The following is a 24,431-nucleotide window of genomic DNA, read 5'->3' on the forward strand; positions in this document are numbered from 1 at the left end:
TTCCCACTAATTAAAGTAAAATTAAACTAAAAAGTAAACAAGCGGTTATACGTTTTTCACCGTTTCCGCAATTCGTTCTGCCGAGCGTTGAGCAAGCTCTCCGTCAGCGCATTCTACCATAACACGGATTAACGGTTCTGTGCCCGACTTTCTTAATAAAATTCTACCGTTTCCGTCTAATTCTTTTTCCACTTCCGCCGCCACCGCTTTCACGCTGTCGTGTTCCAAGGGGTTTGCACCGCCGCTAAAGCGTACGTTAATCAACACTTGCGGGAACAGTTTGACCGCACTTGCCAATTCATTCAGCGACATTTTTTGTTGTACCATCGCCGCCAGCACTTCCAAAGAGGCGATAATGCCGTCGCCGGTGCTGTTTTTATCTAAAATGATGATATGTCCCGAATTTTCGCCGCCAAATTTCCAATTGTGCGCTTCCATTTGTTCCAACACATAACGGTCGCCGACATTGGCGCGCACAAACGGGATTGAAAGCTGTTTCAACGCCACTTCCAACGCCATATTGCTCATTAATGTGCCGACTACGCCGCCGGACAATTTTCCGGCGCGCAACGCTTCGCGTGCGATGATAAACAGGATTTGATCGCCATCAACGACGTTACCTTTGTGATCGACCATCATCAGGCGGTCGCCGTCGCCGTCGTAAGCCAAGCCGACATCGGCTTTGGCTTGCAACACGATTTCACGCAAGGCATGAATATCGGTCGCACCGCACTTTTCATTGATATTTAAGCCGTTTGGTTTGGTACCGATTTCAATCACTTCCGCGCCCAGTTCACGCAACACATTTGGCGCGATATGGTAAGTCGCGCCGTTGGCGCAATCGACCACGATTTTGTAATTTTCCAAGCTAAGGTGTGCCGGAAAGGTGCTTTTGCAAAATTCGATATAACGTCCGGCGGCATCGGTGATACGACTGGCGCGCCCTAATTCCGCCGATTCGACGCAATCCATCGGTTGATCGAGCATGGCTTCAATCGCCGCTTCCACTTCGTCCGGCAATTTGGTACCTTTGCTGGAAAAGAATTTAATGCCGTTGTCCCAATACGGATTATGCGAGGCGGAAATCACGATCCCGGCCTCGGCACGGAAAGTGCGGGTTAAATATGCCACCGCCGGGGTCGGCATAGGGCCGATAAATGCCGCCGACAAACCGGCGGCGGTCAGACCGGCTTCGAGTGCCGATTCCAGCATATAGCCGGAAATGCGCGTGTCTTTGCCGATCAGCACTTTACGGCTGCCTTGGGTTGCCAAGACTTTGCCTGCCGCCCAGCCTAATTTCAGCGCGAAATCGGGGGTGATCGGGTATGTGCCCACTTTGCCGCGCACGCCGTCGGTGCCGAAATATTTACGTTCTGCCATTGTTTTTTCCTCTATTGATTTTAGGCGTTTTGCATTGCCTGCCAAATCTTCAATGCGTCGGACATCGCCGCCACATCATGTACTCTTAAAATCGTTGCGCCGTTAATCGCCGCCAGTAAGGTTGCGGCAACGCTGCCAACCATGCGCTGTTCCACCGCTTTATCCAACACCTGCCCGATCATGCTTTTGCGCGACAGCCCGACGAGCACCGGATAACCGTACTGACAGAAAAGGTTCAGTTGTTGCAACAACTGATAATTATGCCGCACGTTTTTGCCGAAACCGAAACCCGGATCAAGGATCAGGTGCACCGGTTTAATCCCTGCGCTGATACACGCCTGCGCCCGTTGCAACAGGTAATCTAAGACTTCCTGCACCACGTCCTGATAGTGCGGATTATGTTGCATGGTGCGCGGCTGTCCCTGCATATGCATGATACACACCGGCATATCCAGTTCCACTGCGGTTTGCAGCGCATTTTCTTCCGTCAGTGCACGAATATCATTAATCAAATTCATGCCGACCTTTGCCGCCTCACGCATGACCTGCGCTTTTGAGGTATCAACCGAGATCCAGCAATCAAAGCGTTGCCGTACCGCGTCCACCAACGGTACGACACGGTTTAATTCTTCCTCTAACGAGACTTCCGCCGCCATCGGGCGGGTCGATTCGCCGCCGATGTCGATAATGGTTGCGCCGTCCGCCAACATTTGTTCGGCGTGAAATAACGCGTTGTCTAATTGATAAAATTTGCCGCTGTCGGAAAATGAATCGGGCGTAATATTCAAAATCCCCATAATTTGGGGCGTAGATAAATCCAAAGTGCAGTTTTGGTGTGTGATTTTCATATTATTTTATATCTTCCAGTGCAAAAACTTCCTTGCTCAGAATGTCTTTAATTTTAGTTTCATCTAATCCGGCTTCAATCAAGCCTTGTTCGATAGAGGCTAAGCGTTTATTAAAACGTTGTTTAGCGTCATAAACTTGCTGCGCAATAAAATCCGCATTTAAATCACTTTCTAAACGGTAAAATTTAATATTTGATGTGCAATGATAAAACCAATCAAATTTAGCCGTGAGTTCTTGAATTGCAATTGTTCCGTGCGCTTCACTAACCCCCTCATTGCCTAAATAAACACTGCCTTGTATATTTTCAAAACCGTGTTTTAACAGCATGTTTTTAATGTCGTAATAGGCATTATTATAGTTATTGCCGTGATAATTATCTTTTAGGCAATTGGTATCCATATTAAACGTGATTAAATAACGGCTCATGTTCAGATCTTAAATTATCATAATATTGTTGTATATCGACGGAGGAAAATCATGATCAAATCGAGATCCTATTCCTGATGAAAATACTGCTCGGCTTGCGGCAGCATTTGGTACGGATCAGGATAACGGTATTCAAAACCGAGTTCTTGTACAATTTTATTGCCGTGTACAAGCCGTTGCAAATCGGCTTCGTCCTGCTCAAATTGCGGCGGTTCTAAATCCAGCACTTGCGCCATTTTGCGGTAATAATCGGCACGGTTAGGGTGCTGCGGCGCACTCAAATGGTACAGACGTTTATGTCCGCGCGTTTCCAGCAATAACTGAATTGCCAAAATACAATCGGTTTGATGAACCAAATTCACCGGTTGATTACCGCCTTTGACCGCACTTCTGCCCGCCAATCGGCTTACCGGATGGCGATCGATACCGATTAAGCCCGACAAGCGCAAAATATCACAATCGACATCATTTAATTGTAACAGCCAATTTTCAATTTCATACAACGCCCGTCCCACATCTGATTGTGGCTCAACCGCACTTTCTTCATCAAATTCGCCGTGCCGCTGCGGAAAAACCGAAGTGGAACTGATAAACAACAAATGTTGAACCCCGTGCAGTAACGCCTCATTCACTAAATTTTTCACCCCCTCGACATAACTGCGGGTATCGAAAAAATACTGGCTCGGCGGAATATTGATAATCAAAGTATCGACATCCAACAGGGCGTGCAAATCATCCGGATCGATGTCAAGCTCTGGGGTCAGTTGCAGGAAATATGCCTCAAAGCCATTCAAACGCATACTTTCCGCGCCGTCATGGCTGCGTTTGCTGCCCTTGACTTCCCAACCGACCCGTTGTAAATGTTTCGCCAACGGAAAACCCAGCCAGCCTAAGCCGACAATTGCCACCGAATTCATCTCACTCTTGTCCTATCTTTCGTAATATCAAATGTTGCATTTGCCCATGCAATAAACCGTACCGCTGCATTATCGCCAATGAATGCGGTTGTAGCAAGGGATCAATCTGTAACAACAGGGTTGTGCCGAGTTTGCGGCTGACATAATCCGCCACTTTACGCAGTACACCGACATCTTTTTCCGGCGGGACAAATTTATCCCAAACCGATATTATGCCGTTTGGTTTCAGCACCCGCACCGCTTCCGCCAGCAGCCCTTGCGGATCGTCGGTGACTGCCAGAATCAAATGCAGAATCACCAAATCCATACTGTTGTCGGGTAAGCCGGAAAGTTCCGCCTGCCGTTGTTGCAGCGTGAGTTCCAATTTATGCCCTTGCTTTTCCAATTGTTTCGCCTGTTGCTCGCACTTTGCCAACATTGCTTCGGAAAAATCAACCGCGTGCACCTGACTACCTTTAGGCAAATACGCCAAATCCAAACCGCTGCCACAGCCAGCCAAATAGATCCGCTGCGGCTCATTCAACGCAAGACGGGCAAAAACTTGGCGTCGTGGTGCCGCCGCCAAACGTAGTAACGGATTATAAAATCCGGCGTAAAAATCCCAACGTTTGTCACTCACCATAGTTTCACTCCTTACCAAGTGCGGTTTAAGCGGTTTCTTGTGCGGAGTTAGCCTGTTCGGCTCGCTGCCGCAACCACTCACAAGGGCGGAAACGTTCGCCGTGCTGCCGTTGCAGCAATTCCAATTCGGCTACGATAGTCTCTGCGCCGATGTCGTCGATGTAGGCATAAATACCGCCGCGAAATTCCGGGAAAAACATGCCTAAAACCGAAGCCACATTGCCTTCATCCAGATTGGTGATCACCCCTTCTTGCGCACAATATGCCGCTTCGTTTAATAACATCAAAAGACAACGGCGTACGATCTGCTCCGGTTCAAGATTATTTTCGGCAATGACTTCCAATACTTGGTAAACGCTTTTATCCACTTGGGTGCGATCGCCGCTGCGTGAATGATAGAGATAAAAACCACGCCGGTTTTTGCGCCCTTTGCGTTCATTTCTCAGCAAATAATCCACTTTCGGCGGCGGGGCGAAACGTTCGCCAAACGCCCGTTGCAAACTCGGCAACGCTTTTACCAAAATATCCAAGCCCATTTCATCAATCATTGCCAACGGACCGCACTTAAAGCCGAATTCCTGTAAGGCGCGATCAATCGTACCGACCGCTTCGCCGTCCAGCACACAATAAAAGGCTTCCAACAGATAGGGAATCATAATCCTATTGATAAAAAAGCCGGGCGAATCTTTCACCAATAACGGGACTTGCCCTTGCTCAATCACTAAACTGATGGCTTTGGCAATGGTTTGCGGCGAGGTGGTCGGATGCGGCACGATCTCCACCATCCGCCGCTGGCTGACCGGCGTGAAATAATGTACGCCGATGACGTTTTGCGGCCGCCGGGCTTTCGAAGCAATTGCCGCAATCGGCAACGTTAAGGTATTGCTGGCAAAAATCGTATTCTGATCATAATAGTTTTCGCTTTCTTCGATCAAATTCTGTTTCAGCTGCAAATCTTCGTACACCGCTTCAATCACGATATCGGCGGTTTGTTTACCGATAAAACGTTCGCCGCCGCTGATCAGATAGATTTTCTGGCGTAATTTTCCGTAAGGCAAATGCCCCTGCTCCACTTCTTTTTGCAACAACAGATAGCTTAAACGCAAGGCTTTCTGTACGCCGTCCGGATTAATGTCTTTAATCCGCACCGGCAAACCGGCGCGGGCGGCTGTAATATAAGCGATACCCGCGCCCATGAAACCGCTGCCCAACACCGCCACTTTTTTAATTTTGCCGTCGCTTTGCAAATCATGGTATTGATGGCGCATTTCGCGGTTGGTGCGTTCCATTTTCCGTAACATTGCTGAGGTTTTATCATGGAACAGGGTGACAAAGCTTTCTCTGACCGCACTTGGCACATCTTGTTGCTGCCGTTTGAATAAATCCAAAATCGCTTTGGTTGCCGGATAATGATCAAACGATTTCAGCCAGATTTGTTGTTCGACCTGTTCGATGATATGGCGGCGCAGCCACGGAATGCTTTCGCTTTTACCCGTGAAATAACCGGTTAAGTGATGATAACCGCTTTTCACCTTTTGGCTGGCGGACATCGCCTCGCCGCGGATATAACGGCAAGCGATTTGAAATAACATGGCACGCGGGACAATTTCATCCAGCAAATTTTTTGCCAGCGCGTCACGGGCGCTGATCTTATTGCCGGATAGCAACATTAATAAGCCGGCTTTCAACCCGATTTGTTGCGCTAACAGATGGCAACCGCCGGCAAACGGCAACAGCCCGGATTTCACCTGCGGCATCGAAAAACGGGTTTCCAAATCATCGGCGGCTAAGCGGTAGTCGCAGGCTAATGCCAGCTCCAGCCCTAAGCCGAAACAAGTGCCCTGCACTGCGCACACCGCCGGGAAAGAGAGTTTTTTTATTTTCTGCAGTAATTCTTGGCTCTGTTGTGCAAAATCGTATAATTCGTCACGGCTTTTTTGTTCCAAACCGGTCAGACCGAATCCCTGTACAAAACTGTTTTCCTTGCCGGAAATAAACACCAATCCGCGCAACGGCCAATTCGATAATTGTGCCAACAACGCATTAAGGTAATAAACCGCTTCCTGATTCAGCCAATTTTGTTTTTTTGCCGTCACATTCAGGGTGATGACCGCAATATCGCGCTGATAAAAACTGAGTTTGAACAGCTCGGTATGCTGTTCGCCCTGATAGTCAAATCTTGCGTCATTTTGATTATCTGCTTGCATTTCCATACCTCAACTATTCCCGTTCCAACACCATTGCCGCACCTAGCCCGCCCAACCCGCTTGAGGCGATCAAAGCGGTTTCACCGCCTTGCCGCTGTAACTGGTGCAAGGTTTGAATCAAGACGCGCAAACTGGTAATCGCCCGCGGGGAGCCATATGCCAACGAGCCGCCCAACACGTTAAATTTATCCATATCCACACTGCCAAGTGCGGTATCACGCTGTAACTGTTTTTGTGCAAACCGTTTTGACTCGAACAGGTGTAGATTCGCCAAAATTTGCGCCGCCGAAGATTCGTGCATATCGATCAGATCAATATCGCTCAACTCCATATTCGCCCACGCCAATGCTTTGGCGGAGGCATGGGTTGCGCCCAATAACATATTATGCCAAACATCGTTGCCGGTCAGCGCAAAACTACGGATATAACCAAGCGGTTTCAACTGGTACTGCTCGACTAATTCTTCTCGCATTAATAACACCGCAGCCGCACCGTCCGCCGGCTCGGATACGCTCCAAGCCGTCACCGCATTATGCGATCCCGCCTGCAATGGTTTGAAGTGGTTGTAATAGTCCGCGTCAATCCGTGCGCTGATCATATTATCCCTTGCCACATAATGACGGTAAGGCGCCGGATGGGACAACATCACCTGTTCGCTCATCAGTCCCTGTTGCCACGCCAGTTCCGCAAGTTGGTGGGAACGGGCGCTGTATTGATCCAATTGTCCGCGGCTCAAGGCAAAATTCTGCGCCATCTGTTCGGAAATATCGCCCAACGAATAGTTGGTCATTGCGTCGCGTAAATTGACTTGTTGCAGTTTCAAATCTTGGCGTGACAGGCGTTTAAACAGATTCCATTTGCGACTGTAGCTGGAGGTGCGCCAAATATCGCGCAAGGTGCGAATCACTTTCGGTTTCAAACTGAACGGCGCATTGGAAATCGAATCCGCCCCCCCGGCAAGCCCGCAAGAAATCGAACCGCTGATAATCCCGTTACACACATTCGCCACCGCTTGCAACCCGGTGATACAAGAGCTGCTCAAGGTATACGCTTGCGTGTGCGGCATTGACAGAGCCAAGGCGATTTCGCGCGCCAAATTCGGCACATCCGGCTGCTGAATCACCTGTCCGAAAATAAATTTATCGACCACGCTACGATCAAGCGGCAAACGGTTTAACAGCTCGTTCGTCACCATAATGCCCAAGTCGGTGGCATAACACGCTTTAAATCCCGAATTACGGCGTACAAACGGCGTGCGCAACCCCGCCACCACGGCAATCCGCTCACCGCGCGCATTCACCAATCTTTGTTGGATAGGCATAACTGCACCTTTAACTATTGCTGGTTAAATATCGCATAGCATAACAAATCCGTATCAAAATAAACGAAAATTTTTTATTTCCGCTGTAATTTTCCCGCTTTCGCTTTCTAGTTGGGCAGCTTATTGATACAATTTCGTCCTATTTGAAAAATTTATGACTTCGAAGCATTAAAAAACGAATTATTATGACTAAGAAAAAAGCAAAAGTCGGCTCGAATACCATTGCCCTGAATAAACGGGCGCGCCACGATTATTTTATCGAGGACGAAATCGAAGCCGGACTATCCCTGCAAGGTTGGGAAGTGAAATCCATGCGTGCCGGTAAAGCCAATATCAGCGACAGCTATGTGATTTTTAAAAACGGCGAAGCCTATCTGTTCGGCGCAATGATTACCCCGTTAAATGTTGCCTCAACCCATGTTGTCGCCGATCCGACCCGCACACGCAAACTGTTGTTAAGCAAACGCGAGTTGGCAAGCCTGTTCGGTAAAGCCAACCGCGACGGTTACACCATCGTCGCCTTATCGTTATATTGGAAAAATGCCTGGGCGAAAATCAAAATTGGTTTGGCGAAAGGTAAAAAACAACACGATAAACGTGATACCATCCAAGACCGCGAATGGCAACGCGCCAAAGAGCGGATTATGAAAAACAGCAACCGTGGTTAGTATCGAACGGATAAAATAAAACCGCACTTTGAGGTTTGATCAATCTCAGATCGATTCCCAAAGTGAGGTTTAACTATCCCGCTCGCCAAATCCGCTATTTATTCAATAGTTAGGGGTAAAGACTATGTGATACTTACAGTTCCATCTTGTATGTGATAGACTTGAACCGTCATTGGATTTACTTGCTATTGGCATATCCTCCTATATCTTGAATTTTGGTTGTCAGCCTTGTTCATTATATCGGAGGATTTTTTCTACTATGCCAGCTCTTTGATTCCATACGCATAGCGTATGGTTTTTATAGGCAGCCTTTGTCTGCTATAACAAAAAGTGCGGTATTTCTCTCGAATTACCGCACTTTTTCTTTTTAAATCAATGCTTTTTATTCATCCAAGAAACTTTTCAGGTTTTCCGAACGGCTCGGGTGGCGCAGTTTGCGCAGGGCTTTGGCTTCGATTTGACGAATCCGTTCACGGGTGACGTCAAATTGTTTGCCCACTTCTTCCAAGGTGTGATCGGTGTTCATGTCAATACCGAAACGCATTCTCAATACTTTCGCTTCACGCGGGGTCAAACCGTCCAACACTTCTTGGGTTGCCATTTTCAGGCTTTCCGCTGTGGCGGAATCCAACGGCAGCTCAAGGGTGCTGTCTTCGATAAAGTCGCCTAAATGCGAATCGTCATCGTCGCCGATCGGGGTTTCCATTGAAATCGGCTCTTTGGCGATTTTCAGCACTTTGCGGATTTTATCTTCCGGCATGTTCATGCGTTCCGCCAACTCTTCCGGCGTGGCATCACGCCCCATTTCTTGCAGCATTTGGCGCGAAATACGGTTGAGTTTGTTAATGGTTTCAATCATATGCACCGGGATACGGATAGTACGCGCCTGATCGGCGATCGAACGGGTGATCGCCTGACGAATCCACCACGTGGCATAGGTCGAGAATTTGTAACCGCGACGGTATTCGAATTTATCCACCGCTTTCATCAAACCGATATTGCCCTCTTGAATCAAATCCAAGAATTGCAGACCGCGGTTGGTGTATTTTTTCGCAATCGAAATCACCAAACGTAAGTTGGCTTCCACCATCTCTTTTTTGGCACGGCGGGCTTTCAATTCGCCCTGTGAAATACGTTCGCCGATTTCACGGATTTGCGCCACTGACAAGCTGCTGTCTTTTTCGATTACTTCGAAACGCCCGATAATCTCACGGATTTCCGGCTCGTAGTTCTGTAATTTTTCCGACCACGGTTTGCCTGCGCTTAACGCTTTCACTAACCATGCGTCGCTGGTTTCGTGTCCGATGAAGCCTTTCGGGAAGTGCGTGCTCGGCACTTTGCTGTAGTCGCTGACCAAACGGCGCAATTGGCGCTCTTCGGTACGGATTCGTTTTAACATGCCGCGCATTAACAAAACCAAACTGTCGAATTGTTTCGGCACCAAGCGGAATTGTTGGAATACTTCCGACAACACCGCAATATGCTCTTTGGCTTTTTTACTGGTTCGCCCATGTTTGCGGATTACTTCCAGCGTCACGCTGTAATGTTCTTTTAATTCGGTGAATTTTTGACGGGCAAATTCCGGGTCAATGCTGTTATCAGAGTCATCGCTATCGCCGCTATCGTCACTTTCGGCTTCTTCCTCGTCGTCATCCAAATCGGCAACGTCGGCAGCGCCGTCCTCGTCCACCTCGGCAAATTCATCTATTTCAGCCGCTTCTTCTGCCACAATATCGTTTAAATCCACAAAACCGGTGATCAAATCAGTCAAGCGGATGGTACCGGCTTCTACTTGGTCGTACTGTTCCAATAACGAGGTGATCGCTTCCGGATATTCCGCAACCGCACTTTGCACTTCGTTAATGCCTTCTTCAATGCGTTTGGCAATATCGATTTCGCCTTCGCGGGTCAGCAATTCCACGCTGCCCATTTCGCGCATATACATCCGCACCGGGTCGGTGGTGCGCCCCAATTCGGCTTCCACGCTGGACAGCACTTGGGTCGCTTCTTCCACGGCGTCTTCATCGGCGATGGTTTCATTCAACATCAAATCATCGGCGTCAGGGGCGGTTTCCAACACCTGAATCCCCATGTCGTTGATCATTTGAATAATATCTTCAATCTGCTCGGCATCGACCAATTCTTCAGGCAGGTGATCGTTCACCTCGGCAAAGGTCAGATAACCCTGTTCTTTTCCCTGAGCAATTAGTAATTTTAGTTGAGATTTAGAGGTTTGCTCCATAAGTTAGACACCCGCACTTATTGATTATTAAGGTTAAAAGGCAAATTACAGCGTGCTATTATAACATAACCGCCGAAGCTTACCCAATGGATTTATTTGCTTGCCAACAGCAATTGCGCCAACTCTTTTTTCTCGTCGAGACTCAAACTGTGGTTGCGATCTTTGGCAATTAGCAGTTCCATACGTTTTTCAATTAATTGGTTATACAGATAACTGAGATTATCGGTAAAGGTTTTTTCGACGTTTTCGTCATTGATTAAATGATCCCACAATGCCAACATTTCAAGGTGTCGGCTGTTTTCTTTTCCGCGCCAATGTTCCAAAATCTGCCCGGTGGTCAGCCCCACCCGCTCCCTGCACAAATTCGCCAGTTCGTAAAACAGTTGAAAACCGGGATCTTGCAATGCCTGTAGCGATTCAATATCAGGGATCAGCTCCACCAATTTCGGATTTTGTAATAACAGCGCAATCAACAAGCGCATTGGCGTTTGTTTGATTTTGGGCTGCCTAAAGTGCGGTTTTGCCTGATGTTCCGGCGCCGCCAATAATTTCTGTAGCTGGTTCGGATCTAAAATCCCCAATTTGCTACCCAACATTTCCACCAAATAGGTGCGCAGCAATTTGCCCGGAATTTTTTGAATCAACGGCTCGCTCAACGCCGCCAGTTTCGCCTTGCCTTCTTTACTGGTGAGATCCACCTGCGCCAATAAATGTTCAAACAGAAATTCATTCAAGCTTTTGGCTTGCGCGACAAACTGTAAAAACGCGTCTTTGCCGACTTGGCGGATATAGGAATCGGGATCTTCGCCGTCGGGCAAAAATACGAATTTGAGCTGCCGCCCGTCTTGCAAGTGCGGTAACGCATTTTCCAACGCGCGCCACGCCGCCTCGCGCCCGGCACGGTCGCCGTCGTAACAGCAGACAATCTGTTCGCAACTGCGGAACAACTGATAAATCTGCTCCCCGGTGGTCGCCGTGCCTAATGCGGCAACCGCATTATTTACACCGAATTGCGCCAACGCCACCACGTCCATGTAGCCTTCCACCACCAGCAGAAATTCCGGTTCGGCATTGTCTTGCAAGGCTTCGTATAACCCGTACAGCTCGTTGCCTTTATGGTAAATAGCGGTTTCCGGTGAGTTAAGGTATTTCGGCTTTTCATCACCCAACACGCGCCCGCCGAAGGCGATCACCCGCCCGCGCTTATCGCGAATCGGAAACATTAAACGGTTGCGAAAACGATCATAAATATTGCCGCGATCATTTTTCGACAACATTCCGCTGTCGAGCAACTGCTGCTCGGTATCTTTGCTTTTGGCGAATTTGCGCAACACCGAATCCATGCTGTTCGGCACAAAACCGATTTGGTAACGCCGCACCACCTCTGGCGACAGTCCGCGCTTTTCCACATAGGCTTGCGCCGGAATATCCGCTTGCAGATTGTGCTGATAAAAATCGGCGATTGCTTGCATTAATTGGTGGAGATCGCGCTTACTTTGATAAGTTAAGTGCGTACCGCCCTGCTCGGCTTTGCCCTGCTCACGCGGCACGTCCAAACCGTAGATTGCCGCCAGTTCTTCTACCGCCTCGACAAATTCCAACTTGTCATATTCCATCAAAAAGCTGATGGCATTGCCGTGGGCACCGCAACCGAAGCAGTGATAAAATTGTTTATTTTGACTGACAGTAAAAGAAGGCGTCTTCTCATGATGAAAAGGACAGCAGGCTTGGTAATCCCGTCCGGCTTTTTTCAGCTTGACCCGTGTATTGACCAACTCGACAATATCGGTGCGCGCCAGCAAATCGTCAATAAAGGTTCTGGGGATTAGTCCTTTCATATAATGCAATTGCTCCGTGATAAGGGCTTATTCAGCAACGAAACAGAAATCGATAAAAAGGAAGAAAGCATATAGAATAAAACCGTGAAGCCTGAGGGATCACGGTTCTATCGAATTTTAGCATTCAACCGCCAAGTGCGGTCGCAAGCTGAAAATTAGTATAAACGAGTGTGACGTGCGTTTTCACGAGCCAATTTTTTCGCATGACGTTTTTGCGCGGACGCTTTTTCACGTTTACGGATTGTTGTTGGCTTTTCATAGAATTCACGGCTGCGAACTTCGGCTAAGATACCGGCTTTTTCGCATGAACGTTTGAAACGACGTAATGCAACGTCAAAGGATTCGTTTTCACGTACTTTAATTACAGGCATGTGCCATTCACCTCAAAGGAACTTTGTTATTTTAACGTAATTGCCGCAATTAAAGCGACAGGACTATATAAAGGTTTGCAATTCTAATGCAAAAGACGGGTAAAAGTCAAAGCAAAGTTTGCTTTTTTGCTAAAAATTTGCCCGCTGCTTAGCCTCGCGGAAAGAGAGAAAGGTTGCATAGAAATCGCGGCATAGTAGAATAATCGCTTATTCCAATACATTAGACCACAGGAACAAAAAAATGCGGATTTTAGGCATTGAAACCTCCTGCGATGAAACCGGCGTTGCGATTTACGATGAACGGCACGGCTTGATCGCCAACCAATTATACACGCAAATTGCGCTGCACGCCGATTACGGCGGGGTCGTGCCGGAACTTGCCTCGCGCGATCATATCCGCAAAACCGCGCCGCTGATTCAAGCCGCATTAAAAGAAGCCAACCTGACCGCCGCCGAGATTGACGGCGTGGCGTACACCGCCGGACCGGGTTTGGTCGGGGCGTTGTTGGTCGGTGCAACCATCGCCCGTTCGTTGGCGTATGCCTGGAATGTGCCGGCGTTGGGCGTACATCACATGGAAGGGCACTTGCTCGCGCCGATGTTGGAAAGCAATCCGCCTGGCTTTCCGTTTATCGCATTATTGGTCTCCGGCGGACATACCCAGTTGGTGCAAGTCGATGGCGTTGGGCAATATCAGTTATTGGGCGAATCCATCGACGATGCCGCCGGTGAAGCCTTCGACAAAACGGCTAAGTTGCTTGGTTTGGATTATCCTGGCGGCGCGGCATTGGCAAAATTGGCGCAAAAAGGCAACGTGCGGTTTAAATTTCCGCGCCCGATGACCGATCGTCCGGGCTTGGATTTCAGTTTCTCGGGCTTAAAAACCTTTGCCGCCAACACCATTGCAAACAATCCGAATGACGAACAAACCCGTGCCGATATTGCTTTCGCCTTTCAAGAAGCTGTGGTCGATACCCTAATGATCAAATGCCGCCGCGCCTTGCAACAAAGCGGCTTAAAACGCTTGGTGATCGCCGGCGGCGTCAGCGCCAATACCGCACTTCGCCACGGATTAGCCGAATTAATGCGGCAAATCGGCGGGGAAGTATTTTATCCGCAACCGCAATTTTGCACCGACAACGGCGCAATGATTGCTTACGCCGGATTTTTACGCTTAAAGAGCGGTCAGCAATCGGATTTGCGCATTGACGTGCGCCCGCGTTGGAATATGACGGAGCTTCCGCCGTTAACTTCCAGCTAATTTAATGATTTGATTAAACGAAAAAGGAAATGATGATGAAAAATTGGCACACTTGGTTAATAATCGGTTGTATTTCAATCCTGTTCGGGCTATTTGCGATTATCAATCCGTTCGCCGCCAGTATTGCGGTAGAACAATTGATTTCGTGGATTTTTATCGTGATCGGCTTGATTCAAATCTACTCGGCATGGAAAACCCAGCGTCTCTCTTGGGTGATGTTGTCCGGCGTAATCGGCTTGCTGGTCGGTTTGGTAATGTTGACTAATCCGCTTGAGACCTTGTTTTCGCTCACCGCCACGATTTCGATTTTATTGCTGTTAATCGGCGGCGCCAAATTGTTGGCGTCATGGCGCCTGCGTGCCACTCCGTTCTTCGGCTTCGTGATGTTTTCCGGCTTGCTTTCGATCCTGATTTCCATCGTTATCTTCGCCAATCTGCCGAACGCCGCCGCAATGCTGCTCGGTTTGCTGCTGGCGATCGAACTGATCTCCAACGGCATTTCACTGCTTACCTATGCGGTGATTATCAAGAAAATGGAACAGGAATAAAGCGTAGAAAGGGGGATATATTCCCCCGTTTCGCAACCGCTTTTTTGAAAGCTAATAATAGTTTTTACCCGCTTTTTCAATCAGCTTGCATAAATACGGAATATCATCATGGCTGAGCATATCAATCAGCCCTTCGCGCAGCCAGCCGATAATTTCGCTTTCCACATCAAAACCGTATTTTTGATTATAGACTTGAGTGATTTCCATCTCAGGCGGCGATTCGTGCAGATATAAACGCACCGATAAACCGGCTTTTTTATAGGCGATCAAATCGTCACGGTGAATATAATGGTATTCGACACACACGCTATCGGCATTTGAGGCTAAAACCGCCTCCAATTGCTTGTTATAACGTGCCAGTGTCACCACTTGCAATTTCACCTGCGGCACAATCGTTTTAACACGGTTGATCAGAACGTGATCGAACGCCAACAACAAAACATTATCCAGCGCTTCGGTTTCCAACAACAATGCCGCCAGCACTTCGGCGCAACGTTGATGGTGCTGTTTTTGCTTCACTTCCAATACCAGTCCGACATTGTTTGCCACCGCCCATAACAGCACTTCGCGCAGCTCGGGCAATTTAGTACCGGCAAATTCAGTGCCGAATTTAACCCCATAGTCATACTGTTGCAACTCCGCCAACGTCATCTGCTCAATATAACCGCTGCCGGTCGAAACCCGATCAATGGTGAAATCATGATGGACCACCAACTTTTCGTCTTTGGTCATGTGCACATCCAACTCCACCGTGTGCGTTCCCGCCGCCAGTGCCGCTTCGAACGCCGGCATGGTATTTTCCGGATAACGCGAACTGTATCCGCGGTGGCTGTTGGCTAAAATAATGCCTTGATCGGCAACAATAAAATTAAAACCCATTTTTTCCTCACTTAGTCTATCACTCATATTTGAATTTAATTATCAAATAATTGAAAACAAATTAGTAGCAATATACCAGATAAATGCGATCGAAATCACAAATTAAATAAAAATTTGAGTTTATTTTTTAAATCGTAATGAAACTGTCATATTTGTCCTGTATTATCGCAGCAACCAAGCCGTCCGGCTTACTGATTTCTTAATGGAGGAATGTATGGCAACTTTGACGATTAACAAAATCACCAAAAAATTTGGGGATTATTATGCGGCAAACAATATTTCGTTTACCGCTAACGAGGGGGAATTCGTTACCCTGCTCGGTCCGAGCGGCTGCGGCAAAACCTCGTTGCTGAAACTGATTGCCGGTTTTCATGTGCCGGACGCCGGTGAAATCCTGATCGACGGCAAAAACGTCAACAATGTGCCGCCGGAAAAACGCAACACGGCGATGTGCTTTCAATCCTATGCCCTGTTTCCCCATTTGAATGTGGCGCACAATATTTGCTATGGCTTGCAACAGCGCAAAATCGCCGCTGCGGAACAAAAAAACCGTTTGGATCTGGCGCTGAAACAGATGGATTTGGAACTGCACCGCCTGAAATTGCCCGGTCAGCTTTCCGGCGGACAACAGCAACGGGTCGCTTTAGCCCGCGCGATGGTCACCCGCCCCGACGTCATTCTATTCGATGAACCGCTATCAAACCTCGATGCCAAGCTGCGTGAAAGTGTGCGTTTTGAAATCAAACAACTTTCCCGCCAATATAATTTGACCAGTATTTACGTCACCCACGACCAAGCGGAGGCGCTGGCGATGTCAGACAAAATCATTGTGTTGAACAAAGGCAATATCGAACAAATCGGCACACCGGAAGAGATTTATTACCGCCCGAAAAACCGGTTTGTCGCCGATTTTATCGGCGTTGCCAACATCACCCGCGCCAAAGTGCGGTCTTGCGGCGAACAATTGTATCAGGTCAGTTCGGTATTCGGTGATTTTATCGTCGAATCGGAGATCACGCCGCAAGCCGAGTGGATTTATATCTGTTTCCGTCCCGAAGATGCGGAACTTTGCACGGATTCGACGGCGGAAAACCGCTTTAGCGCCGACATTCTGCAAACCGCATTCATGGGCAATTTAACCGAAATCCAAGCGCAAATCGAACGCGGCACAGAGAGTCAAAAAGTGCGGTTGCAAGTAAAAAACTTCTTGCAAATCCAAGGCAAAACCAAGCTGGATTTTCGCCTGCCGCGCACGGCAATTCACTTTTTGGAGGCGGTCTCATGAAAAATATCCGTAACGATCTCAAAGCGTGGTTGCTGCTCGGCAGCGGTTTAGGCACGATTTTATTGTTGATGGGATCGACCTTCTATATTGTGGTGGCGCAAAGTTTCGGGCTACACAACATCAACAATGCCGAACCGCACTTTACCCTCGAATTCTGGCGTATCGTACTGGCGGATTCTACCTTTCAAAAATCGCTGACGTATTCGGTTAAGGTTTCGCTGCTCGGGGCGATTTTCTCGATTATCGTGTCCTACCCCATCGCCATGTGGCTGCGCAGACCGATTGCGGGCAAAGTCGTTATTATCACTATTTTGCGGGCGCCAATGCTGGTGCCGGGTTTGGTTGCGGCATTTCTGTTTATCAACGTGATTTCCTATCACGGCATTCTGAACGAATCGCTGGTGTGGCTGGGTATCTGGGACGAACCCAAATCGCTGCAAAATGATGAATTCGGCTGGGGCGTGGTGATTTTACAGATGTGGAAAAACATTCCGTTTGCGCTGATTCTGATCGGCGGTGCGGTCAACGGGCTAAAAAACGATCTGCTCGATGCTGCCGCCAATCTCGGTTCGAATGCGTGGCAGCGTTTCCGTTATGTCATTTTTCCGATGACGTTGGGCGCGGTGCAAGTGGCGTTCGTATTAATTTTTATCGGCGCATTGGGCGACTTCGCTTTCTATACCATTGCCGGACCGCGCAGCACCTATTCGTTGGCACGGCTCATGCAAATGACCGCTTACCAATTTGAAGAATGGAATCAAAGTGCGGTGATCGCCATGATGATTATGCTGACTTCCGCCTTCTTCACTATCTTGATTTCCGTCCTTATCCGTCCGCTGGCAACCAAACGGGGAGACATCAAATGAGCCAAGTTAAAACCAAAAACGGCAGACTGATTGCCAACATTTCTTTGACCTTTTTTATTCTCGTCAACGTGGTTTGGCTGGTGATTCCGTTGCTGATGGCGGGGTTATGGTCGCTGGTCGATCCGGAGCACCCATGGAGCTATCCGGATATATTGCCGCAATCGCTTTCGTTCGCCCGCTGGTTCGAGGTTTGGGAAAATACCGCCCTGCCGGAAGCCATGCTGAACAGTTACACCATCGCACCCGCCGTTTCCGCGTTGGCAATTGCGCTGGCTTTGCCGACGGCTTACGCTTTCGGACGTATGGATTTCCGTGGTAAAAAAATCGCCGAAATGCTGACCCTGATCCCTTTGGTGATCCCCGGCATGATTATCGCGCTATTTTTCAGTGCGGTGTTGATCGATTTAGAGATTCGCAGCCCGTTTGTCGGTATTGTCATCGGGCACACCGTGATGACCTTGCCCTATGCGATCCGTATTTTGTCCGCCGGTTTTTCCTCCGTGCCGCAGGATTTGATCGACGCCAGCCGTGACTTGGGTGCGTCACGTATCACCACGTTTAAAGACGTGTATTTACCGATGTTAAAACCGAGTTTTCTCGCCTCGATTATTTTCTGTCTGGTAAAAAGTATCGAAGAGTTTTCCATTTCATTCGTCATCGGATCGCCTGATTTCATCACGGTACCGACGATTCTGTATTCGTTCTTGGGTTATTCGTTTGTGCGCCCGAACGCAGCGGTAGTGTCGTTAATCCTGTTGATTCCGAATATTATTTTATTGTTGATTATCGAAAAATTGCTGAAAGGCAACTACCTTTCACAATCCGGCGGTAAAGGCTGATGGTCATTCACCGTTTTTATCCATAAAAAGGAGCTATATATGCGTTATTTAAAAAAAATGACTCAACTGGGTTTAGCCGTTTCAACCTTAGCACTGGCCAGCGTATCCCATGCTGATTCGCTCGCCGGAAAATCGTGGGCGGAAATCGAAACCCTTGCCAAACAAGAAGGCGAAGTGACGTTCAGCGTTTGGTATCTGCAACCGGCTTGGCGTAGCGTCGTCAAAGACTTTGAACGGCAATACGGCATCAAAGTGCGGATTCCCGAAGGTACGCTGGACGGTAACGTCAATAAGCTGATTGCCGAGAAAAATCTGACCCCGGGCAAAATGGACATCATCGCCATCTCTGCCGATCGGGTCAATATCGTCAATAATTTTGATGTTGCCACCGATCTCAGCGGCTTACCGCACTTTGACAAGCTTAACCACTATTTGCAAGGCGTGGATCTGGGCAACAACGCCATCGGCTTTTGGGGCAACCAAACCGGTCTGGCGTATGATCCATTACGGGTGAAAGCGGAAGAGTTGCCGCAAACTTGGCAGCAAATGGAAGCCTATATCCAAAATAATCCGAAAAAATTCGGTTATTCCGATCCAAACGGCGGCGGTTCGGGCAATGCCTTTATCCAACGCGCGATTGTTTACACCTCCGGCGACTATGATTACCAACAGCCGAATGTGGATAACGAACAAGTCAAAAAATGGCAGGCGGCCTGGCAGTGGTTTAGAGACAATAGCGCCAACATGACCCGCACGTCGTCAAACGCCGACAGCCTGACCCGTTTGAACGACGGCGAATTAAACCTGGTTGCCGCATGGCAAGATCACCTGTTCAGCCTGCAACAGCAAGGCGCAATCACCAAACGGCTGCAATTTTATGTGCCGGAGTTCGGCATGTTGGGCGGCGGCAATGCCGTTATCGTAGCCAAAAATGCGCCGCATCCGGCTGCGTCATTGCTGTTCACCCAATGGGTAACATCGCCTGAAACCCAACAAAAATTGAGCGGACATTTCGGCGTGCGCCCGTTAAGCAGCGAATCAGGCAAAAAAGACATCGTCGGGTTCTCCGCCGATTGGGCGAAAGCACAAGTGCTCGGCTTCACCAAAGAAGTGGTTTCTCACTAGAATCCTGCCGCAGAATAGGGGATAATGCGTTATCCCCTTTTAACCAATGATCGGATCACCATGTCTAAAACCGCTTATTTCAGCTTTGATTTACGTCCCAGCCAAAAATTATTACTCAATTTAATCCGTCAATATTCGCCGTCCCGTGCCGAATTAAGCCAGCTTTCCGGTTTAACGCCCGGCGCCGTCACCCAATATTGCCGTGAACTGATGTTTTCAGGGTTAATCAAAGAGGGAGATAAAATTGTCGGTAAACGCGGTTTGCCGTCGTACCATTTAGAACTGAATCCGACCGGCTGTTGTTCTGTCGGCGTATCTTTTTCCGAAGAGTATTTCGATGTATCGATTGTCGATCTCTGCGGCAAAAAACTGGCGACCTACAGCGAAAAATACCAAAACGCTGATCACTTCGAACAAATCGTGCGGCAGATCAAAAGTGCGGTTTTCACCTTATTGGAAAAGAAATTTCTGACCACCGCACGTATTCTGGGCATAGGCTATGCCGTGCCCGGCTATCTGCTGGCAGACGGATCACGCTCTTCCCCTTGGCTGCCGGTGCTGCAACACAAACCGGATTTATCTGCGATCTTCGAACAACAACTGGGACTGCCGACATGGGTGGAAAACAATACTAACGTCAGTGCAATCGGCGAATTTTATTCCGGCAACTGGAATAAAATCAAAGATATGACCGTAATCAGCATTGATTACGGTTTGGGCGCCGGTATCATCACGCAAGGCAAACTGACCAAAGGCGGCTTCGGCAATGCCGGTGAAATCGGCGCGTTTTTCCCGAGCGGCGATCAGCGCCCGACCTGGAAAGATTTGAAAAAAACCTTGCGCGCCGCCGATTTGCCGCTCGAACAATTGGATGAATTAATCGCCACACAACACCCGATTATCGAACAGTGGCTACAGCGTGTCTGTGAGCAGCTGCAATTGGTCATTCAATCGGTTCTTTACTGGCTCGATCCGGAAGTGATCGTTATCACCGGACTGCTACCGCCGGCATTGAGCGACAAAATCATCGCCAAAATCAAACAATCGCCGCTCTACCAAGATCCGCCGAACAAACCTAAACCGATTTTATATTGCCCCGACAATAACATCGAAAGCATTTCACTCGCCGCCGCTTGTTTACCGATTTATCATTTGCTGAATTGAGAGTTGCCAATTGATAAAATGCAACCGCCGCAAGACAAAAAAGCGATAGTGATAAGAAAAATCGCCAAAATCACTTCCGCTTAAACTTATCCCACATCTTCCCTTCTTGCCCGCGCCACAGGCGTTGGATATTTTCGTGGTGGCGGTAGATTAACAAACAGCAAACCAAGGCAACCGGAAAAGTGAATTCCGGTTTGAACAGATAAACATATAACGGCACTAAAAGTGCGGTGATGATGGCGCTGAGGGAGGAGTAGCCGCTGATTAAAAACACCAACAACCAAGTGCCGAACATGCTGCCGGCGACTCCCCATGCGATTGGCGCAATTGCCCCGAACGCGGTGGCAACGCCTTTGCCGCCTTTGAAGCCGAAAAAGATCGGAAAACAGTGCCCCAAACAGGCGGCAAGCGCCACCATGCCCAGTTCAAATTGGGTCAGATTTAAATAATACCCCGCCCAAACCGGCAACATCCCTTTCAACAGGTCGAATAACAACACCGCTGCCGCCGCCCATTTTCCGCCGTTGCGCAACACATTGGTCGCCCCGGGATTGCCCGAACCGGCGGTGCGCGGATCGGGCAATCCGGCAAGGCGTGAAATCAGAATTGCACTGGAAATCGATCCGATTAAATAGGCAAAAATCATATAAAAAACCGCAAACAGGCTCATAGCGACCTCGTAAAATCGACAATAAAATGCAGAATGCCATTCATTGTACCCAAAATTGGTGGCATAATCTGCGTTAAATTTTCTATTTCGAGCAAAATGAGCAAAATGAGCAAAATGAGCAAAATGAGCAAAAAAATGTACGATACCATTTTTATTGAAAAATTAACTGTGTTCGCCACCATCGGCGTTTACGATTGGGAGCAGCAGATTAAACAGAAACTGGTGTTTGATCTGGAAATGGCATGGGACAGCAGCCGAGCGGCGGCGACTGACAATGTGCAATATTGTTTAAATTATGCCGACGTCAGCCAATTTATTTCGGATTATGTCAGTAGCAAGCCGTTTTTGCTGATTGAAACCGTCGCGTATCAGGTTGCCGAACAGTTACAACAGCGCTTTGCCATTCCGTGGCTGAAGTTGAAACTCAGCAAGCCAAGTGCGGTGGCGCAAGCGGCGGCAGTTGGAATTATCGTCGAACGGGGACAGCGTTAAGGTGTTGTACGGCTATTTAGGCTTGTTATTTGCCGCGCTGTTTTGGGGCGGCAATTTTATGTTCGGCAAAATCATTAGCAGCGAGATTTCGCCGATTGTACTGAATTTCAGCCGTTGGTTTCCGGCGGCGCTGATTTTGTTGCTCCTGTTTCGCCGTCAAGTGCAAGCCAGCCTGCCGTTACTGCGCCGTTACTGGTTGCTGCTGACCGCACTTGGCGTGTTAGGCATTATTTTCTTTCCGGTTTTTCTCTATCAAGGCTTGCTCACCACCACCGCGCTCAACGCCAGCATTTACCTTGCCGCCGTGCCGATGGCAACCTTATTGCTCAACCGTTTGCTGTTTCGCGATCCGATCGAAACCCGCATGTTACTCGGTGCCTTGTTAAGTTTTGCCGGTGTGTTGTATCTTTTGGTGCAAGGCGAACCGAGTAATATTCTGCGGTTGAATATCAATATCGGTGATCTGTGGGCGATTGGCTCGGCATTGAGTTGGGCACTGTACTGCGCGATTGTGCGCCTGAAACCGCCGCAACTGGGCAACGCTGCGTTTGTTACTGCGCTGGTTACTTTGGGCATGCTGCTGTTCACGCCGGTCTATTTGTTTGCCGTTGCACAAGGGCAAAGTGCGGTTTATGCCGAATTAAATGCCGCGCAATGGGGCATTATCGCCTATCTGATTCTGTTTCCGTCGATTTTATCCTATGTGTTTTGGAACTACGGCATTAGTGTGGTCGGCTCGGCAAAAGGCGCAAGTTTCACCAACGCCGTGCCGCTGTTTGCGGCGGTGTTGAGTATTTTGGTGTTGCGCGAACCGATTCGGGTTTACCATTTAATCAGCAGCTTATTGATTATCGCCGGTTTACTGTTGTGCAACCGTAAGGCTTGCTCACGCCAAGCGTAGCAACTGGCTCAAATCGGTTAATTCCAGCGTCGGCAAGTTACGGCTCTGTGGGTTTGAATGCAGATGATCGTCCGTGAGATTGAGCCAAACCGCCTGACAACCGGCCTGAATCGCACCTTGTACATCGGTTTGCAGATTATCGCCGATATGTAAAATCTGCTCTGACCGCACGTTAAAGTAGCGTGCCGTCTGCTCAAACAGATCGAAGTGCGGTTTTGCCCTGCCGTGTTCGCCACCGCGTAAACATAAGCTGAAGTGATCCAAGCCGATTTTTTGCGGATCAACATTGCCGTTGGTGATCGCCGCCAGCGGATAACGCTGTGCCAAATAATTTAGGATTTCCAAACTCTGTGACGGCACGCTAATTTGATGTCGCCAATGCACGAAATGCGCCATCACCTGCGTGATAATCGGCTCAATCTTATCGGCGGAAACCGCACTTTGCCGTAACAACCATTCAAGTGCGGTGATCCGCCACCGCACCACATCTTCGCTCAACAACGGATCAGCCAGCGCAACCGCACTTTTCACCTCACGCCAACGCTCTTTCAACAGCTCAGCCGGCAAGTGCGGTAATGCCAAACGTTGCAACACCGCTAAAAACTGCGTTTCCGCTTCCATAATCACGGCATGGTTATCATATAAGGTATCATCCAAATCAAAACTGATGATCTTGAACGGCTGTAGCTGGCGGTAAAAACGCATAAGTGATCCTAAATAATAAATCAAGCCGCTATTATGCCATTAATTCGTCAAGTGCGGTTTAAAAAAGAAATTTCAATTTTGCGATCGGGATCGAAAGAAAAATCAGTGGCAAAAGACGGCAAGAAAAAAAACCGTAAGCTCGAAATTTCTCATTTTGGCAATCGGTTATTACTATTATTTAACTCTTGTCATAATGTAATCTACAGATTACAATCAATAGGAATTGAAAATCGATGAATATGATTTTACAAAGCGAATTGTTTAAAAAATGGTTCGCACAACTCAAGGATAAAACAGCTGTGGCGCTGATTAGCCGCCATTTAGACCGAGCCAAACTTGGCAATTTCGGCGATTATAAATCCTTAGGCAGCGGCATTTTTGAAATGCGGATTGACACCGGCAAAGGCTACCGAATTACTATACACAAGAAGGTAAAATCACTTACTTGCTGATTATCGGTGGCGATAAAAGCACGCAACAGCAAGATATTGCACGCGCTAAACAACTTTGGGCAGATTATAGACAGGAGAAAAAGCATGCAATTTACTGAATTTGATGCCGCTGAATATTTCACTGATGAAGAAACCATTGCGATTTATCTCACCGATGCGCTGACAAACGGTTCGGAAGAGGAATTTATTTTAGCGCTTAAAAATGTTGCGCGCGCCAGAGGGATAACCCAACTGGCAAAAGACACCGGGTTAGCACGCGAAAGCCTGTATAAGACCCTTTCCGGCGAGAGCAAACCGCGTTTTGAAACTATCAATAAAATTGCTGCAGCTTTAGGTTTAAACGTGGTTTTCACACCAAAATCGGTAGCGCTTTAGCTAAAATCCCCTGATATTGCTGTCAGGGG

The 24,431-nt window shown here is 48.3% G+C and carries 25 protein-coding genes and 1 pseudogene; 12 read left to right on the forward strand and 14 right to left on the reverse strand.

Going from position 1 to position 24,431, the window contains the following annotated elements; genetic code table 11:
• Positions 1-45: 45 nt before the first annotated feature.
• The 7 genes from glmM to ACQ31U_RS00845 form a co-directional block, all read right to left on the reverse strand.
• Positions 46-1,380: a phosphoglucosamine mutase gene (gene glmM / locus ACQ31U_RS00815; RefSeq protein WP_431053007.1), complete on the reverse strand. Its 1,335-nt coding sequence runs from the start codon at positions 1,378-1,380 to the stop codon at positions 46-48.
• Between the two features lie 20 nt (positions 1,381-1,400).
• Entirely contained in the window at positions 1,401-2,228 is an 828-nt protein-coding gene (folP, locus tag ACQ31U_RS00820) for a dihydropteroate synthase (RefSeq protein WP_431053009.1), read from the reverse strand.
• A gap of 1 nt (position 2,229) precedes the next feature.
• Positions 2,230-2,655 (reverse strand): VapD, encoded by a 426-nt coding sequence (locus ACQ31U_RS00825; RefSeq protein ID WP_431053011.1) that lies wholly within the window; start codon positions 2,653-2,655, stop codon positions 2,230-2,232.
• 68 nt (positions 2,656-2,723) lie between these two features.
• Positions 2,724-3,572 (reverse strand): SDR family oxidoreductase, encoded by an 849-nt coding sequence (locus tag ACQ31U_RS00830; RefSeq protein WP_431053013.1) that lies wholly within the window; start codon positions 3,570-3,572, stop codon positions 2,724-2,726.
• Between the two features lies 1 nt (position 3,573).
• Positions 3,574-4,194 (reverse strand): class I SAM-dependent methyltransferase, encoded by a 621-nt coding sequence (locus ACQ31U_RS00835; protein ID WP_431053015.1) that lies wholly within the window; start codon positions 4,192-4,194, stop codon positions 3,574-3,576.
• Positions 4,195-4,219: 25 nt separating this feature from the next.
• Positions 4,220-6,400 (reverse strand): 3-hydroxyacyl-CoA dehydrogenase NAD-binding domain-containing protein, encoded by a 2,181-nt coding sequence (locus tag ACQ31U_RS00840; protein WP_431053017.1) that lies wholly within the window; start codon positions 6,398-6,400, stop codon positions 4,220-4,222.
• Positions 6,401-6,413: 13 nt separating this feature from the next.
• The gene (locus ACQ31U_RS00845) at positions 6,414-7,721 is read right to left on the reverse strand and encodes an acetyl-CoA C-acyltransferase (RefSeq protein WP_431053019.1); all 1,308 of its coding nucleotides are present in this window, start codon (positions 7,719-7,721) and stop codon (positions 6,414-6,416) included.
• Positions 7,722-7,906: 185 nt separating this feature from the next.
• On the opposite strand from ACQ31U_RS00845, the gene smpB reads away from it, so the two are divergent.
• On the forward strand, positions 7,907-8,389 hold the full coding sequence (gene smpB / locus ACQ31U_RS00850) for an SsrA-binding protein SmpB (protein WP_431053021.1): 483 nt from the start codon (positions 7,907-7,909) through the stop codon (positions 8,387-8,389).
• Between the two features lie 105 nt (positions 8,390-8,494).
• Here the strand turns inward: smpB and ACQ31U_RS00855 are convergent.
• From ACQ31U_RS00855 to rpsU, 4 genes and pseudogenes are all read right to left on the reverse strand, one after another.
• Positions 8,495-8,578, reverse strand: a pseudogene (locus ACQ31U_RS00855) (IS200/IS605 family transposase); the annotation flags it as partial.
• Positions 8,579-8,771: 193 nt separating this feature from the next.
• Positions 8,772-10,631 carry an RNA polymerase sigma factor RpoD gene (gene rpoD / locus ACQ31U_RS00860; RefSeq protein WP_431053023.1) on the reverse strand — a complete coding sequence of 620 codons (1,860 nt, stop codon included), beginning with the start codon at positions 10,629-10,631 and terminating at the stop codon, positions 8,772-8,774.
• A gap of 92 nt (positions 10,632-10,723) precedes the next feature.
• Positions 10,724-12,469 (reverse strand): DNA primase, encoded by a 1,746-nt coding sequence (gene dnaG / locus ACQ31U_RS00865; RefSeq protein WP_431053025.1) that lies wholly within the window; start codon positions 12,467-12,469, stop codon positions 10,724-10,726.
• A gap of 155 nt (positions 12,470-12,624) precedes the next feature.
• Positions 12,625-12,840 carry a 30S ribosomal protein S21 gene (gene rpsU / locus ACQ31U_RS00870; RefSeq protein ID WP_034614227.1) on the reverse strand — a complete coding sequence of 72 codons (216 nt, stop codon included), beginning with the start codon at positions 12,838-12,840 and terminating at the stop codon, positions 12,625-12,627.
• Positions 12,841-13,081: 241 nt separating this feature from the next.
• Between rpsU and tsaD the strand changes: the two genes are divergently transcribed.
• Both tsaD and ACQ31U_RS00880 read left to right on the forward strand, forming a co-directional pair.
• A complete protein-coding gene (gene tsaD / locus ACQ31U_RS00875) occupies positions 13,082-14,101 on the forward strand; it encodes a tRNA (adenosine(37)-N6)-threonylcarbamoyltransferase complex transferase subunit TsaD (RefSeq protein WP_431053028.1) in 1,020 nt (339 codons plus the stop codon).
• 29 nt (positions 14,102-14,130) lie between these two features.
• On the forward strand, positions 14,131-14,649 hold the full coding sequence (locus ACQ31U_RS00880; RefSeq protein WP_431053030.1) for an HdeD family acid-resistance protein: 519 nt from the start codon (positions 14,131-14,133) through the stop codon (positions 14,647-14,649).
• 51 nt (positions 14,650-14,700) lie between these two features.
• Here the strand turns inward: ACQ31U_RS00880 and ACQ31U_RS00885 are convergent, their stop codons facing one another.
• A complete protein-coding gene (locus ACQ31U_RS00885; RefSeq protein WP_431053032.1) occupies positions 14,701-15,528 on the reverse strand; it encodes a glycerophosphodiester phosphodiesterase in 828 nt (275 codons plus the stop codon).
• 214 nt (positions 15,529-15,742) lie between these two features.
• Between ACQ31U_RS00885 and ACQ31U_RS00890 the strand changes: the two genes are divergently transcribed.
• The 5 genes from ACQ31U_RS00890 to ACQ31U_RS00910 are packed head-to-tail and all read left to right on the forward strand — an operon-like array spanning position 15,743 to position 20,807.
• Positions 15,743-16,813, forward strand: a complete 1,071-nt coding sequence (locus ACQ31U_RS00890) for an ABC transporter ATP-binding protein (protein ID WP_431053034.1) — start codon at positions 15,743-15,745, stop codon at positions 16,811-16,813.
• On the forward strand, positions 16,810-17,679 hold the full coding sequence (locus tag ACQ31U_RS00895; protein WP_431053036.1) for an ABC transporter permease: 870 nt from the start codon (positions 16,810-16,812) through the stop codon (positions 17,677-17,679). The genes ACQ31U_RS00890 and ACQ31U_RS00895 overlap by 4 nt, the downstream gene beginning before the upstream one ends.
• Positions 17,676-18,518 carry an ABC transporter permease gene (locus tag ACQ31U_RS00900; protein ID WP_431053038.1) on the forward strand — a complete coding sequence of 281 codons (843 nt, stop codon included), beginning with the start codon at positions 17,676-17,678 and terminating at the stop codon, positions 18,516-18,518. The genes ACQ31U_RS00895 and ACQ31U_RS00900 overlap by 4 nt, the downstream gene beginning before the upstream one ends.
• Before the next feature lie 39 nt (positions 18,519-18,557).
• Positions 18,558-19,643, forward strand: coding sequence for an extracellular solute-binding protein (locus ACQ31U_RS00905; RefSeq protein ID WP_431053040.1), 1,086 nt, complete (start codon positions 18,558-18,560; stop codon positions 19,641-19,643).
• A 24-nt stretch (positions 19,644-19,667) separates the two neighbouring features.
• Complete coding sequence (locus ACQ31U_RS00910) at positions 19,668-20,807, forward strand: ROK family protein (protein WP_431053042.1); 1,140 nt, start codon at positions 19,668-19,670, stop codon at positions 20,805-20,807.
• Between the two features lie 70 nt (positions 20,808-20,877).
• Here the strand turns inward: ACQ31U_RS00910 and plsY are convergent, their stop codons facing one another.
• A complete protein-coding gene (gene plsY / locus ACQ31U_RS00915; protein ID WP_431053044.1) occupies positions 20,878-21,477 on the reverse strand; it encodes a glycerol-3-phosphate 1-O-acyltransferase PlsY in 600 nt (199 codons plus the stop codon).
• A gap of 135 nt (positions 21,478-21,612) precedes the next feature.
• On the opposite strand from plsY, the gene folB reads away from it, so the two are divergent.
• Complete coding sequence (folB, locus tag ACQ31U_RS00920; protein ID WP_431054245.1) at positions 21,613-21,969, forward strand: dihydroneopterin aldolase; 357 nt, start codon at positions 21,613-21,615, stop codon at positions 21,967-21,969.
• A 1-nt stretch (position 21,970) separates the two neighbouring features.
• Entirely contained in the window at positions 21,971-22,870 is a 900-nt protein-coding gene (locus ACQ31U_RS00925; RefSeq protein WP_431054246.1) for a DMT family transporter, read from the forward strand.
• Here ACQ31U_RS00925 and ACQ31U_RS00930 read toward each other — a convergent pair.
• A complete protein-coding gene (locus tag ACQ31U_RS00930) occupies positions 22,856-23,575 on the reverse strand; it encodes an HAD-IA family hydrolase (RefSeq protein ID WP_431053046.1) in 720 nt (239 codons plus the stop codon). The two genes, ACQ31U_RS00925 and ACQ31U_RS00930, sit on opposite strands and share 15 nt — an antisense overlap.
• A 233-nt stretch (positions 23,576-23,808) precedes the next feature.
• On the opposite strand from ACQ31U_RS00930, the gene ACQ31U_RS00935 reads away from it, so the two are divergent.
• Together ACQ31U_RS00935 and ACQ31U_RS00940 are read left to right on the forward strand one after the other, a co-directional pair.
• Positions 23,809-24,027 carry a type II toxin-antitoxin system RelE/ParE family toxin gene (locus tag ACQ31U_RS00935; protein WP_431053048.1) on the forward strand — a complete coding sequence of 73 codons (219 nt, stop codon included), beginning with the start codon at positions 23,809-23,811 and terminating at the stop codon, positions 24,025-24,027.
• Positions 24,028-24,111: 84 nt separating this feature from the next.
• Positions 24,112-24,402: an addiction module antidote protein gene (locus ACQ31U_RS00940; RefSeq protein ID WP_431054247.1), complete on the forward strand. Its 291-nt coding sequence runs from the start codon at positions 24,112-24,114 to the stop codon at positions 24,400-24,402.
• The last annotated feature ends 29 nt before the right edge of the window (positions 24,403-24,431 follow it).

This window comes from Testudinibacter sp. TW-1 (genome assembly GCF_050613185.1).
GTDB lineage: Bacteria > Pseudomonadota > Gammaproteobacteria > Enterobacterales > Pasteurellaceae > Chelonobacter.

What these genes read in the sequence shown, in the direction of transcription:
- glmM (WP_431053007.1), bottom strand. Translation starts at nt 1,380, where the DNA reads ATGGCAGAACGTAAATATTTCGGCACCGACGGCGTGCGCGGCAAAGTG.
- folP (WP_431053009.1), bottom strand. Translation starts at nt 2,228, where the DNA reads ATGAAAATCACACACCAAAACTGCACTTTGGATTTATCTACGCCCCAA.
- ACQ31U_RS00825 (WP_431053011.1), bottom strand. Translation starts at nt 2,655, where the DNA reads ATGAGCCGTTATTTAATCACGTTTAATATGGATACCAATTGCCTAAAA.
- ACQ31U_RS00830 (WP_431053013.1), bottom strand. Translation starts at nt 3,572, where the DNA reads ATGAATTCGGTGGCAATTGTCGGCTTAGGCTGGCTGGGTTTTCCGTTG.
- ACQ31U_RS00835 (WP_431053015.1), bottom strand. Translation starts at nt 4,194, where the DNA reads ATGGTGAGTGACAAACGTTGGGATTTTTACGCCGGATTTTATAATCCG.
- ACQ31U_RS00840 (WP_431053017.1), bottom strand. Translation starts at nt 6,400, where the DNA reads ATGCAAGCAGATAATCAAAATGACGCAAGATTTGACTATCAGGGCGAA.
- ACQ31U_RS00845 (WP_431053019.1), bottom strand. Translation starts at nt 7,721, where the DNA reads ATGCCTATCCAACAAAGATTGGTGAATGCGCGCGGTGAGCGGATTGCC.
- smpB (WP_431053021.1), top strand. Translation starts at nt 7,907, where the DNA reads ATGACTAAGAAAAAAGCAAAAGTCGGCTCGAATACCATTGCCCTGAAT.
- rpoD (WP_431053023.1), bottom strand. Translation starts at nt 10,631, where the DNA reads ATGGAGCAAACCTCTAAATCTCAACTAAAATTACTAATTGCTCAGGGA.
- dnaG (WP_431053025.1), bottom strand. Translation starts at nt 12,469, where the DNA reads ATGAAAGGACTAATCCCCAGAACCTTTATTGACGATTTGCTGGCGCGC.
- rpsU (WP_034614227.1), bottom strand. Translation starts at nt 12,840, where the DNA reads ATGCCTGTAATTAAAGTACGTGAAAACGAATCCTTTGACGTTGCATTA.
- tsaD (WP_431053028.1), top strand. Translation starts at nt 13,082, where the DNA reads ATGCGGATTTTAGGCATTGAAACCTCCTGCGATGAAACCGGCGTTGCG.
- ACQ31U_RS00880 (WP_431053030.1), top strand. Translation starts at nt 14,131, where the DNA reads ATGATGATGAAAAATTGGCACACTTGGTTAATAATCGGTTGTATTTCA.
- ACQ31U_RS00885 (WP_431053032.1), bottom strand. Translation starts at nt 15,528, where the DNA reads ATGGGTTTTAATTTTATTGTTGCCGATCAAGGCATTATTTTAGCCAAC.
- ACQ31U_RS00890 (WP_431053034.1), top strand. Translation starts at nt 15,743, where the DNA reads ATGGCAACTTTGACGATTAACAAAATCACCAAAAAATTTGGGGATTAT.
- ACQ31U_RS00895 (WP_431053036.1), top strand. Translation starts at nt 16,810, where the DNA reads ATGAAAAATATCCGTAACGATCTCAAAGCGTGGTTGCTGCTCGGCAGC.
- ACQ31U_RS00900 (WP_431053038.1), top strand. Translation starts at nt 17,676, where the DNA reads ATGAGCCAAGTTAAAACCAAAAACGGCAGACTGATTGCCAACATTTCT.
- ACQ31U_RS00905 (WP_431053040.1), top strand. Translation starts at nt 18,558, where the DNA reads ATGCGTTATTTAAAAAAAATGACTCAACTGGGTTTAGCCGTTTCAACC.
- ACQ31U_RS00910 (WP_431053042.1), top strand. Translation starts at nt 19,668, where the DNA reads ATGCGTTATCCCCTTTTAACCAATGATCGGATCACCATGTCTAAAACC.
- plsY (WP_431053044.1), bottom strand. Translation starts at nt 21,477, where the DNA reads ATGAGCCTGTTTGCGGTTTTTTATATGATTTTTGCCTATTTAATCGGA.
- folB (WP_431054245.1), top strand. Translation starts at nt 21,613, where the DNA reads ATGTACGATACCATTTTTATTGAAAAATTAACTGTGTTCGCCACCATC.
- ACQ31U_RS00930 (WP_431053046.1), bottom strand. Translation starts at nt 23,575, where the DNA reads ATGCGTTTTTACCGCCAGCTACAGCCGTTCAAGATCATCAGTTTTGAT.
- ACQ31U_RS00935 (WP_431053048.1), top strand. Translation starts at nt 23,809, where the DNA reads ATGAATATGATTTTACAAAGCGAATTGTTTAAAAAATGGTTCGCACAA.
- ACQ31U_RS00940 (WP_431054247.1), top strand. Translation starts at nt 24,112, where the DNA reads ATGCAATTTACTGAATTTGATGCCGCTGAATATTTCACTGATGAAGAA.